This is a genomic window from Serratia sp. GW822-FHT06D09, from assembly GCF_058799515.1.
The window spans coordinates 793,180-805,282 of sequence record NZ_JBXALO010000002.1 but is presented as its reverse complement, the minus strand read 5'-3'; the positions used below and the strand labels follow the sequence as shown (position 1 = coordinate 805,282).

The 12,103-nt window shown below is 53.5% G+C and carries 10 protein-coding genes; all 10 read right to left on the bottom strand.

Annotation, left to right across the window (positions count from 1 at the left end; all coding sequences use genetic code 11):
- Window positions 1–57: 57 nt before the first annotated feature.
- A complete protein-coding gene (locus AC1RKG_RS07610; protein WP_260628911.1) occupies window positions 58–1,038 on the bottom strand; it encodes a TIM barrel protein in 981 nt (326 codons plus the stop codon).
- Between the two features lie 336 nt (window positions 1,039–1,374).
- Entirely contained in the window at window positions 1,375–1,968 is a 594-nt protein-coding gene (locus tag AC1RKG_RS07605) for an ATP-dependent Clp protease proteolytic subunit (RefSeq protein WP_493182543.1), read from the bottom strand.
- Window positions 1,969–2,009: 41 nt separating this feature from the next.
- Complete coding sequence (locus AC1RKG_RS07600) at window positions 2,010–2,348, bottom strand: SRPBCC family protein (protein ID WP_493182542.1); 339 nt, start codon at window positions 2,346–2,348, stop codon at window positions 2,010–2,012.
- Window positions 2,345–2,659, bottom strand: a complete 315-nt coding sequence (locus AC1RKG_RS07595; RefSeq protein WP_046373836.1) for an ArsR/SmtB family transcription factor — start codon at window positions 2,657–2,659, stop codon at window positions 2,345–2,347. Before AC1RKG_RS07595 ends, AC1RKG_RS07600 begins: the two co-directional genes overlap by 4 nt.
- An 81-nt stretch (window positions 2,660–2,740) precedes the next feature.
- Window positions 2,741–4,012 (bottom strand): NupC/NupG family nucleoside CNT transporter, encoded by a 1,272-nt coding sequence (locus tag AC1RKG_RS07590; protein WP_128864276.1) that lies wholly within the window; start codon window positions 4,010–4,012, stop codon window positions 2,741–2,743.
- Window positions 4,013–4,184: 172 nt separating this feature from the next.
- A complete protein-coding gene (locus AC1RKG_RS07585; protein ID WP_046373838.1) occupies window positions 4,185–5,123 on the bottom strand; it encodes a pseudouridine-5'-phosphate glycosidase in 939 nt (312 codons plus the stop codon).
- Window positions 5,120–6,238, bottom strand: a complete 1,119-nt coding sequence (locus AC1RKG_RS07580; protein ID WP_020826413.1) for a PfkB family carbohydrate kinase — start codon at window positions 6,236–6,238, stop codon at window positions 5,120–5,122. Before AC1RKG_RS07580 ends, AC1RKG_RS07585 begins: the two co-directional genes overlap by 4 nt.
- Before the next feature lie 414 nt (window positions 6,239–6,652).
- A complete protein-coding gene (locus tag AC1RKG_RS07575; RefSeq protein WP_122078658.1) occupies window positions 6,653–8,143 on the bottom strand; it encodes an amino acid permease in 1,491 nt (496 codons plus the stop codon).
- 252 nt (window positions 8,144–8,395) lie between these two features.
- Complete coding sequence (locus AC1RKG_RS07570; RefSeq protein ID WP_116690717.1) at window positions 8,396–8,848, bottom strand: beta-galactosidase subunit beta; 453 nt, start codon at window positions 8,846–8,848, stop codon at window positions 8,396–8,398.
- Window positions 8,845–11,940, bottom strand: a complete 3,096-nt coding sequence (gene ebgA, locus AC1RKG_RS07565) for a beta-galactosidase subunit alpha (RefSeq protein WP_201895372.1) — start codon at window positions 11,938–11,940, stop codon at window positions 8,845–8,847. The genes AC1RKG_RS07570 and ebgA overlap by 4 nt, the downstream gene beginning before the upstream one ends.
- Window positions 11,941–12,103 lie beyond the last annotated feature (163 nt).

Here is a 12,103-nt window from a genome sequence, read left to right as displayed (position 1 = left end):
GGCCTTCGATTGTTGTTTTTATGATTGCTACAGCGACATACGCTGTCCGGTCCGCTTTTATTGTGCCAACATCACGTTATTGACGATTTGCTGCGAGGCAACTGCGTCCTGCCTGCTAATGGCTTCAGCCAGCGCCGGGTTGTTTTCGAGTTTTTCACACAGTGTGAGTAAACGCAGAACTGTCGCAATGTTGGTTTCCGCTTCACGCACCGGGTCCAACCCGCTGGCGTCAGGGAAGGTATCGAAGTAATACGCCCCTTTGTAGCCATCGCGTTTCATCTGCAAGAGGAATTCCAGTGTGGCACGCGGGTTCACGGATCCGACCATCAGACCGTCGTCGCGTTTTCCCCAGCCGTCATTGAGATCCAGCCCCAGTAATCGGGACCGGCGAGCCACCATAGCAGCTGCAAACGCCGGGACTTCATTCGCAAACAACACATGTGCGAAATCCAACGTGATGCCAAGGTTTTTGCATCCCGCTTCTTCCACCGCTAGCAGGCACGTGGTGGCATTCGGAAAAATACTATAAGCACGTGGTTCGTTCGGTTTGTACTCAATGCTGATGTCGATATCCGGTGCATATTCCGCCACTTCACGAACCGCGCTGACCGCGTCTTCCCATATTTTTTTATAGTCGGCCTGGAAGCAGTAATCGAAACCATCCTGCCCCATCCAAAGCGTCATAATGCCGGCACCGAATTCACGCCCGGCGTCGATGCCGCGCTTGGTTAATTCGATCGCCTGACGGCGAATTTTCGGATCCGGGTGAGTAAATGCACCTATTTTGAATTCCGGAGCATCCCAGCGCATCTGCATGCCGTTTACCGCTAGCCCGACGTCCTCTATTTTCTGACGCATCATTTTGATGTCGCCGGTCATATGCTGTGGATAATTCAGATCCAGATGTGTCAATCCTTTAACCGTAGCTGCACGTTCGATCATTTGCGGAACGGTAGGTTTTCCTTTTTGTTCCGGCCAGTAAAGATGAGCCCCCGAGGCAAACGAGTTCAGGCGTGTGGCAAATTTAAGTTCTGACATGGGGTGTCCTTTGTGAACTGATAATGTAATGTACTTTACCTCTTCACTTTATTTCGTGAAGTAGTGCATTACTATCATCCGCTGAAAAAAGCCGCAAGATATCCGGATGGATTTATGATCAGATTTGAGAGGGAATTCACGAAATTTCAGAAAATGGGGACGTTCACAAAAGAAGGGAAAATGGGTTATGGCGATGTGCTCGTGACTATCGGGTTTGTACCGTTCTGTCTCTGACTGGCAACTGACCCGTTGCCGTTATTTCAGGCGTTGACCGGCAACCCATTTCTCTATTAACGTCACTATCTACAGGCCCTTGATCGTCTGCTGAGCAGCGTATCAGCGGGCCCGTAGCACCTTATCCACCAGCCCCCACTCTACCGCTTGCTCGGCGCTCATAAAGCGGTCGCGATCGAGCGCGCGCTCAACCTCTTCGTAGCTACGACCGCAGTGTTCGGCGTACAGGCGGATCACGGTGTGCTTGGTGCGTTTCATCTCTTCGGCGTGGATAAGGATATCTGACGCTTGCCCCTGAAAACCGCCCAGTGGCTGGTGCACGTGCAGGCTGGCATTGGGCAGCGCCATCCGGTGGCCGGCTTCACCCGCCATCAGCAGGAATGACCCCATCGAGCGAGCTGTGCCCATACACAGCGTATGCACCGGTGCGTTGATGTACTGCATAGTGTCGTAGATGGCGAAGCCGCTGGTGATCACCCCGCCCGGTGAATTGATATATAAATTTATGGGTTTCTCCGGGTTCTCAGCTTCGAGAAACAGCAGTTGAGCACAGAGCATTTCTGCCACCTGATCGTTAACCTCGCCGTTCAGGAAAACGATGCGGTCGCGCAGCAGCCGCGAATAAATGTCGAACGAACGTTCTCCCTGGCTAGTCTGTTCTACCACCGTTGGGACGAGCAGCATCGATTCACGCATCGGTGAACTCCTGTTTTCAGATTGGAATAATGAGTTGAGCGTCAGGCAGCGCGCATCAGCTGCAATCCACCGTCGTTCGCTGCCGTCAACCTGGCGTCGTCGAGTTGGTGAATGACGCGTAACAGGCTTCTGCCGTCGGCGGTGGGCAAAATCTGCAAGGTCACGGTACTTTCGAGGTACGGCGGTCGGCCATCACGCATCCGGTAGCTGATTGCTTCGCCCGGCGTTATCGCTACCGGTTCGGTATCGGCCAGTTCGGCATTCGGTAACCATTGTTCGCGCAATGCCGGGATCCCGATAGCCCGCCAGACTTTCTCTGGCGGCGCATCGAGTTGATACTCCAGCACCAGCGGCGGCTGCGTGGCGTCGGTTGGGGTCATTGATCCATGTCCTTTAGCAAAACGTTCAGCCTGTCGATGCGTGCCGGCCAGAAGGCACGGTATTTGTCCAGCCATTGCGCGATGACCGCCAACCCTTGTGGGTCAACCTGATAATTGACGAAACGGCCCTGGCGCGCCTCGCACACCAGCCCCGCCTGCCGCAACACGGCCAGGTGTTGAGACATCGCAGATTGGCTGATCGTCATGCCTTCACGCAGTGCGCTGGCATTCATGCCGCCAGCGGCCAGTTTTTCGAAGATGCTGCGCCGGGTGGGATCCGCCAGCGCTTTGAAGAGGTCATTTTCATTCATGACTACACATTAGTAGTCACTTATCTAATACGCAAGTTTAGCGCGGAAAATAATCACGCTCACGCCAAAGAAAGGGCGTGGTCATAATGCCACGCTCAAAGCACCGAGACCGATAAACAGCCCGGCGATGGTGGCGCTCATCAGATTAGACAAGGTAGCGGCCAGCAGCGCACGCAAGCCCAGGCTGGCAATATCCGAAGCGCGCTCCGGTGCTACCGCGCTGAACGCCCCCACCACCACGGCTATCGAGCCGAAGTTGGCGAACCCGCACAGTGCGAAAGAGATGACGGCGATGGTTTTAGGATCGAGCACCGCGACGCTGTCTTTGAGATAGGCTGAAAAATTCACGTATGCGACAAATTCGTTTATCGCCAGCTTCTGGCCAATCAGCCCACCTACTACCCCAGCGTTATCCCAGCTAACCCCCATGATATAAGCCAAAGGCGAGAACACATATCCGAACAACCTTTCCAGGCTAAGCTGTTGCCAGCCAAACAGGCTGCCGACGCCGCCAATCAGGCCATTAATCAGCGCAATTAACGCCACAAAGGCCATTACCACGGTAGCGACGCCCACGGCTATTTTCAGCCCGAGCATCGCTCCACTGGCCGCGGCTTCGATAATGCTCGCCGGGCGTTTTTCACTGAACGCCATCTGGCTGAACTCGACCTGCGACGCCTCGGTTGCCGGGCTCAGCATACGTGCGAACAGAATGCCGCCGGGGATCGCCATCAACGATGCCGCCAGCAGATATTCAATCGGTACGCCAAGGCCGGCATACCCCACCAACATTGAGCCGGCGATCGACGCCATTCCGCTGCAAATGACGGTAAACAGCTCATTGCGGCTCATCTTGTTAATAAAAGGCTTAAGCACCGCAGGCAGCTCGTTTTGCCCTAAAAAGATGGTGGTCACCGCGGCAAAAGCCTCAACCTTGCTGATGCTCAGCATCTTTTGGAATACGTAGCCCAACAGATTAATCACCCACCCCATCACGCCGAGGTAATAGAGAATCGAAATCAGTGCGGTAATAAAAATAATGGCCGGCAGAACATGAAAAGCGAAAACAAAACCTGCGCCGTCAAACAAGACATTCATTTTAGGGCCGACCAGTCCGCCAAAAATAAATGAGCTACCGGCATCGCTGTACGAAATGACTTTATTGACTCCACCGGCAATAGCATTAACCACCCACTTACCGGCGGGCACATATAACATAATTGCGCCCAACAGCACTTGCAGTATTAATGCGCTGAAAACGGTTCTCAGGCTGATTCGTTTACGGTTGTTGGAAAAAATAAAAGCAATAAGGAGAAGAATACAGATACCTGACAGGCTGCGTAGTAAGTCCATAAATCCGTCCCTTAATACCCGTCGTATTTCAGCCGTAGCGGAAAAGTCATTGGGTATGTAAATGTACCTGTCCTGAAAGGTGAAAAGGGCAAAGCACTCCCCTCCACCTTTCAGGCTGGCGTTTTTATTTAATGTTGTTTATAGGGTAAAACTTAAGGAATAACGCGTCGTCTTAGGCGGCGGCCTCCTGATAACAACAGGCAATTTGCGCGGCCAGCTTGGCGTTGTTGAACACCAATTGAATATTGGCGGTCAGGCTGTCGCCCCCGGTCAATTCAGCCACTCTGGCCAGCAAAAATGGCGTGCTGTCCTTGCCTTGAACGCCTTGTTCAACCGATTCCCGCACGGCACGCTCAATGGCGGCATTAATTTTTTCCTCCGGCACCGCATACTGCGCCGGGATCGGGTTGGCAATCACCATGCCGCCCTCCAGACCGGTCTGCCACTTGGTGGCCATGGCGCGTGCGATCTCCGCCGGGGCATCTAGCTGAATGCTGACCCTGAAGGGGCTGGTACGGCAAAAGAATGCCGGCAGCGTTTGGGTCTGGTAGCCGATCAGCGGTACGCCGTGGGTTTCGAGGTATTCGGTGGTCAGTCCCAAATCCAAAATAGACTTGGCACCGGCGCAAATCACCGCGACATTGGTGCGTGCCAGCTCCTGCAGATCCGCCGAGATATCAAACGTGTGTTCTGCGCCGCGGTGCACGCCGCCGATGCCACCGGTGGCAAAAACGTGAATGCCCGCCATCTCGGCAATAATCATGGTTGAGGCCACGGTGGTCGCCCCGTGTTTACCGGCGGCGACGATGAACGGCAGATCGCGACGGCTCACTTTCGCCACCTTATGGCCCTCTTTACCCAGCAGCTCTATTTCCTCACGGCTTAATCCCGCCTTCATTCGGCCGTTAATGATGGCGATGGTCGCGGGCACCGCGCCGTGATCGCGGATTTTTTGTTCCACTTCCAGCGCCGTCTGCGCGTTCTGCGGGTACGGCATGCCGTGAGAAATGATGGTGGATTCCAGAGCCACAACCGGGCGTTTGTGGGCCAAAGCCTCGGCAACCTCCGGCGAAATATCCAGATAGTCATGGGAAATCATGTTATTTTTCATGCTTGTAGCTCCAACAGTTTTTGTACGCTGCCATTCGACAGGTTCGGGTTATTGGTAAATTCGGATGCCAGCGTCAATGCCGAGCAGCCCTGCGCAAAACGAATGCTGTCCGCCAGCGTCATATCTTCCAGCCAGCAATGGGCCAGGCCCGCCATCATGGCGTCGCCGGCCCCAGTCACATTGACGATGTCGACGACCAGTGGCTGCGACCAGCCGTTTTGCCCATCAATTTCGCTGTAATAAACCCCGGCTGGCCCCATGCTGAGCGCCAGGCGTTGTACCCCTTGTTGATGGAACCAGCGGGCCACCGCTGGCGCATCCTGCGGCCCGTGGATCGCCATGCCGCTGAGGATCTCGGCTTCGAGGCGATTGGGCTTGAGAGTATGGATATGCGAGAGCCAACGGCGGATTTTGGGCGCTTTAAATGCCGATACGGTGTCAACAAACACCGGCACGCTGCCGGAGTGCCCGAATAGCCAGGCCAGTGCGTCCTCGGTCAGGTTGCAGTCAACCACCAGCACGCCCGCATGCAGGATCAACTCTTTAGACGTGGCCAATAATGCCGGTGTGAGTTTCTCGAGAATGCGCATGTCGTTAATCGCCACCAGCATTTCGCCGTTGTTATCGAGTAAGGAGACATAAGTAGAAGTATTTTCACCGTGCAATTTATGGAAGCTGTCGACATGTACCCCCGCCAGCTTTGCCTGTTCGAATAAGGTTTCGCCATAGAAGTCGTCACCGACGACGGAAATAAGGTGACATTCCCGGCCTAACAAGGCGACATTCTGCGCAATATTTCTGCCCACCCCACCTGGCGTGCATTTTATTTTTCCCGGGTTGGAATCTTCATACACTAATTTAGAGGAAGCATAACCGCAGACATCCATATTGGTGGAACCTACGGTTACCACATAGCTGTGCTCCGACAATATATAACCCTTACCCTTTATATATCCTTTATTCATTAAATTCATAATGTGTCCGGCGACACCAGAGCGGCTAATACCTAAAACATCGGCAATTTCCTGCTGTGGGATCAAAGGATCACGTCTCAGAAGATGCAATATCTGTTTTTCTCTGCTGGTCATATTGGACACTTGTTTGTTTTTAAACATACGTTTGTTTTATATCGGGCATGAAAAACAGTAAAGTGGGATTAAAGGCTTTAGCGAAGATTTGGGAAGAGGATCGTAAGATGAATGAACCGGGTTTCAGCGTTAATTCTGTGATACCCATCAAATAATAAAGTCGGTTTTATCCTTCAAAAAGAGTCAAAAATAATCATTAGCCGAGACACAGCATTTTATTCTTATAATAATCTTAATAAAACAACCGGATAGAGTTTTCCGTGACGCAACCTAACATTTGTTGGGTTTACCGAACCTTACCCTTTTCTGATGGAGCTTGGGCAAGCCGTGTTGTCCCCGAAAAGAGATACCTTTCACATTTGTATTGAAATGAAGTCGCGTTCTGGAAACTTGGTGCCCCTCAGCGGATGCCGAGGGGGCGTGGATAAATCACTAATGCGCTTACAAAGGGGTACAGCCCAGATCGCCACTTGGGGTCTTTTTACCCTCCTGCGACTCCAGCGCAATCCTTGCTAATGGCGTGTCCTCATCATAGCGGGCTTGGGCGCCCAGGCTCTTCGAATAGCGGTTGTATTTCCACCAGGCGTAGCCGAGGAACACCACCAGGCCCCCTACGTTATAAAACACAATGGTCATGATACTGGCGCCGGTCGGGAAGGTTGACGCGATAAAGCCTACGGTGAAAATGACAATCAGCGTGCTGACAATCGCAATCCCCTGCAGCCGGGAGCCCATTTTAAAATCACGCTCCACGCGGTCGTACTTCAAACGCAGGTTCAGATAGGCCAGCATGATGAACAACGGCGGCAACATCGAAGCGGCGGCGGTCATGTTTATCAGCGTATTCATTAACTCCTGCACGCTGTCCGAACCCAACGTCGGGATCAGCATCAGCGGGATCACGATAAAGAACTGCAGCCAGGCGGCGCGGGTTGGCACGCCATGCTTATTCAACCGAATGGTCTTCTCGCCAAAGATGCCTTTGGGAATCTCGGTGAAGAAGATTTTGACCGGTGCGGCGGTCCACATCAGCAATGAGCCAAACATCGCGGTAAAGGAAACCAGCCCGACGAAACGGTTCATCAGCACCGCAGGCAGGCCAAAGTGCGCCGACAGGCCTTCGAACACCTGCACCGTGCCACCGGTAAAGTGCAAATCGGCACGGCTAACGAACACGTTAAGCAGCAAGGACGCTACCGAATACAGCACGCCAATCACCAGCCCGGAAATGACAATCACCTTAACAAAAGAGCGGCTGCCGCCCTTGACGTCGTTGACGTACACCGCAACCGACTCTGCCCCGCCCGCGGCCTGAAAAATCCAGGCGGTGATACCGAGGAAGGCCCAGCTAAAGCTTGGGGTCATGGCTTCTACGGTAATCGGGTTAGCCGGCTCTATACCGCCAATTACCGCCGCACCGGCCAGAATGATGTAGGAAAACGTCAGCAACAGCATCAACGATGAGGTCACAGAGGTCATCGGGCCCAGCAGTTTGGCACCGCTATTTGAGATATAGGTCGAAAATGCGAACAGGAAAATACTGATGATCGCGGTAGTTAATGGCGTAAAGACGTAGTCATACCCCAAAAACGCGTAGGAGGCGTAAGCGATGACCCTCGGCAGCAGCGCGGTGAAGAAGAATAAATTCACGAACCAGTAGGTATAGGCGGTCATAAATGCCCAGCGTCCGCCTAACGCGCTTTTTACCCAAGCGTATACGCCCGCCTCGGAGTTTTTATTCAACGATACGAACTCGGCAATGATCAGGCAGAAAGGAATAAAATAGATAATGGTCGCCACCAAAAATACCGGGGCGGATGCGATGCCAAGCTGGATATTATTATTTATCACATTATTGAAGCTGAACACTGCCGCGAACGTCATCGCCAGCAGGCCAAACTTGCCGATAGTATTTCTATTCGACACAGCCATAGACACTCTCCGAAATTTGTAGGGTACTTATACCCGTCATACCTCAAGCTACTTGGGTGTTGGCTGCACTATTCGGCCCATCCTTGGGCCTCACCCCTTACGGGGTCGCTGCAAGCAACGTTCAAATCTGCTCCCGGCAGATTTGCCACTCACCCCAGGATCGATCTTGAGTAAGCTCCTGGGGCTTCGCTCAGTTGCCGCCTACAAGCAACTCGAATTATTTTGGGTATATATTGGAATAAGAGATTGCCGCTATTTATTCATAAAATAGCTGTCTTCGACGGTCACTTTTAAAATGACTTTTTTTACCTGGTGACTCTCTTTGAATCGGTGCGCCTGATGGTTCTCAAAAATAACCACGTTGCCCTCGCCTACGCGGTGTATTTCCCCCTGCCCGTTGAAAATTTCGCGGTCGGTTTCATCCTGATAGGCAACTACCGAAGTCAGTTCGCTTTTATCAGCAACCTCAATGTTCTCCTGGCCGGCCAGGTAATAGTGCAGATCAAAATAGCGGCGATTCCCCTCCAATCCACCATGCTGCTGCCCAGGGCCGGACGCCAGTCGGTAGACCAGCGAGTCGCCGACAGAATGAAAGACATTCGGCTCGATATTATTAATATTATTGATGGCCTCCATGCAGCGTAGCCATTTTTTCCCTGAGCGGTAAATGCGCTGAAACTCCGCTAATGATTCGACAATAATCATGAGTTCGCCTTTTCTGACTGAGCGTTATTATTGACCGGCGCGTAATTAAACTCGGCCAGCTTCTCTGCCTGGGTTTCCTGCCGATTGAAAGGCACCAACGTAAAGCCGTAGCTGAACGGCGACAGATAAACCCGATAAGAATCCAGCACCTCCGATCCCCAGGAGTTGGAACCAAGGCCCAGAATTTGATCGTCAAGGTTTAACGTCAGGTAATCACTTTCTTGCAGCTCGTTAATGTGCTGAGCCTGATGCAGCATGTCGGCGCTATAAGGCCACAGGCTGAAGTTGATCGGCCGTCGCGGCTGAATAAATATCCCTTTGCCTTCGCCATCCTGCAGGCTCAGCCAACGGACTTCTTGGCGGTTGCCGTTATCCTGCGGGAACGGGTAGTGTTCAAACAGCTCGCCCACCCGCTGCTGATAATGGCCGATCAGGTTGGCCTGGCAGCTGTCCTGATAGTTTTCACCCGGCCCACGGCCATAGTATTCCACCTGTTCAAAGCGGCGGCTGAGGCCGAAATCCAGCCCAATCTTCGGAATGACCTGTTGGAAGTCGCCATAAGGTGCACCCGACAGATCCAGGCTGATATGCCCTTGCGGCGATATCTGCCAGCGGTAACGGCAGCGCATGCCGAAATCGAACACCGGCGGTGCAATCAGGGTGCAAACCTCAATCACCAGGTCGTCGCCCTGACGCTCCCAGCGCAGACTGCGGAAGTGATGCTGCATAATCTGCAGGTGATGCGGATGCCAAATCCCTTCGTACTCTTGCTTATGGTTGTCGATCACCGGTTTGAAGAAGGAAAGGTGTGGCGCACGCCCCACCACTTCGTCCCCCGCCACCTGCCAAGAGAGCAGTTCACCGCTCAGACGTGAGAAGGCCAGACTGAAATTGTCGCCGCTGACCACCAACCGGTGGTTTTCTTCATGGCATTGCAACGGCGAAGCGCGTTTATCTCCCGGCGGCGCAATGAGTAGCGGCGCAGCGGGTTGCAACAGATGCTGATACTGTCCAAGCAAATCACCACTTTCGCTGTAACGGGTGGCGCTGTCCTTATACACGGCAACGTCAATAAAGGTTTCTTGCGTGCCCAGCGCCAACTCAGGAAAATGCAGTTCTTCAGACTCGCCCGGCTGCAGGTGCGGCAGTTTGATGTCATAGCTGGCCAGTTGACGCCCCCCGGCCTTCACGCTGACGACCAGTGTAATATCGGCCAGCGAACTGAACCAATAGCGGTTTTTAACTCGCAGCACCGGCGTCCTCTCGCCTGCGCCGCTGACCTCTACCGGACACAGCACCTGCTTATATTCACGCAGGCCAGGACCGGGGCGCTGATCCGGGTAGATCAGGCCATCCATGCAGAAGTTATAGTTATTCGGGTAATCGCCGTAATCACCACCGTACTGATAGCGTTCGCGTCCCTGCGCGTCATGGCTGAGCAAACCGTGATCGCACCACTCCCAGATGTAATGCCCCTGAAGGCTGGCATGGCGGTTAAACACCGACTGATATTCGAACAGGCCTCCCGGCCCATTGCCCATGGCATGGGCGTATTCACACAAAATTCGCGGCTTGGCATGGGGATACTCGCCAAAGGCATTCATCATCGCCACGCGCGAATACATGGTGCTGATCACATCGACCACTTCCGCATCGCGGTCTTCTTCGTAATGCACCAGCCGAGTGGGATCCAGCGCCTTGCAGCGTTTAGCCATGGCGCGGATGTTGCAGCCATAACCGGACTCGTTGCCCAGGGACCAGATAATGATTGAGGGATGATTTTTCTGCGCCATCACATGGCGCTCAATGCGCTCGACGTAGGCATTTTCCCAGCGAGGATCGTCGGTGATGCGGCTAATATCGCCAACGTTAGCGAAACCGTGGCTTTCCAGGTCGGTTTCCGCCATCACAAACAGGCCGTAGATATCGCACAACTCGTAAAAGCGCGGATCGTTCGGGTAGTGGGCGGTTCGCACCGAGTTGATGTTGTGTTGCTTCATCAACACGATGTCGCGCTCAACCCGCGCCATGTCCACCGCGCGCCCTTTGCGATGATCGTGATCGTGGCGGTTCACGCCATGCAGCTTTAAATAGCGTCCGTTGACATAAAATAGCCCCTCACGCACGCCGATCTCACGGAACCCGACGCGCTGCGGCACCACCGACACCAGATTACCGGCGTGGTCATACAGGCTAAGCAGCAATTGATACAGATAAGGGTTTTCCGCATTCCACTGCTGCGGCTGGCTGACCGGGATCTCGAATCGGCAGCGGGCACTGGCCCCGATACTGAGCTCATTTTCCCAGCGTTCGGCGACGCAGGCTTCACCGTCAAAAAGCTGAGCCTGCAGGCGATAACCGCTTGCCACGGACGGGTTCAGGTTGCCAAACTCGACATCCAGCGCCAGCACTGCGTCGCAATACTGTTCATCGAAACGCGTGACCAGCGTGAGATCATGAATATGGGTGCGTTGTTGACCGATCAGGTAAACGTCGCGGAAGATGCCGGCCATCCACCACATGTCCTGATCTTCAATATACGTCGAGTCAGCCCACTGCATGACGCGAACGGACAGCAGGTTTTCGCCCGCTTTCACATAGTCGCTAAGATCAAACTCGGCGGACAAACGGCTGCCTTTGCTGAAACCGACGTAGCGGCCGTTGAGATACACCTCAAAGTAGGTTTCCACGCCGTCAAACTTGATGATGACCTGCTGGTTTTCCCAGTCGCCGTCCAGCGTAAACTGGCGTTGATAGGCACCGGTCGGATTGTTGGTCGGCACGTAAGGCACGTCGATCGGGAAGGGATAGCCCTCATCGGTATACTGCAATTGGCCGTGACCTTCCATCTGCCACATGCCCGGCACGGTGATGTCGCCCCAGTCCGCCATCAGTTGGCTATAGAACGCCGCCGGCACCCGATCAGGGTGTTCGAAGTAACGAAACTGCCAACGGCCGCTCAGCAGTTGAAATGCCGCACTGGCGTTGCGATCGAAGCTTAATGCCTGCGCGGCATTCCGATAGCTGAAGAAGCTCGCTCGCGGCGGTAAGCGATTCTCTGACTGTTTTTCTATGTTTTCCCAATGATTCACGTCACGTCTCCCGACAACTTTCAATGGGAGAACGATAGTAAATATTTAGTAAAAACTACAGATCATATTTACCTAATGACGACGGGATCACAATAAATATGAAATGTCTTTTTTAATCATGACGTTAATTTTTGGCCGTTCGGCCTCCCTGTGCTGCCGCAAT

Coding starts and splice junctions, on each gene's coding strand:
- AC1RKG_RS07610 (WP_260628911.1), bottom strand. CDS start 1,038: ATGTCAGAACTTAAATTTGCCACACGCCTGAACTCGTTTGCCTCGGGG.
- AC1RKG_RS07580 (WP_020826413.1), bottom strand. CDS start 6,238: ATGTTTAAAAACAAACAAGTGTCCAATATGACCAGCAGAGAAAAACAG.
- AC1RKG_RS07570 (WP_116690717.1), bottom strand. CDS start 8,848: ATGATTATTGTCGAATCATTAGCGGAGTTTCAGCGCATTTACCGCTCA.
- AC1RKG_RS07600 (WP_493182542.1), bottom strand. CDS start 2,348: ATGACCCCAACCGACGCCACGCAGCCGCCGCTGGTGCTGGAGTATCAA.
- AC1RKG_RS07590 (WP_128864276.1), bottom strand. CDS start 4,012: ATGGACTTACTACGCAGCCTGTCAGGTATCTGTATTCTTCTCCTTATT.
- AC1RKG_RS07595 (WP_046373836.1), bottom strand. CDS start 2,659: ATGAATGAAAATGACCTCTTCAAAGCGCTGGCGGATCCCACCCGGCGC.
- AC1RKG_RS07575 (WP_122078658.1), bottom strand. CDS start 8,143: ATGGCTGTGTCGAATAGAAATACTATCGGCAAGTTTGGCCTGCTGGCG.
- AC1RKG_RS07585 (WP_046373838.1), bottom strand. CDS start 5,123: ATGAAAAATAACATGATTTCCCATGACTATCTGGATATTTCGCCGGAG.
- AC1RKG_RS07605 (WP_493182543.1), bottom strand. CDS start 1,968: ATGCGTGAATCGATGCTGCTCGTCCCAACGGTGGTAGAACAGACTAGC.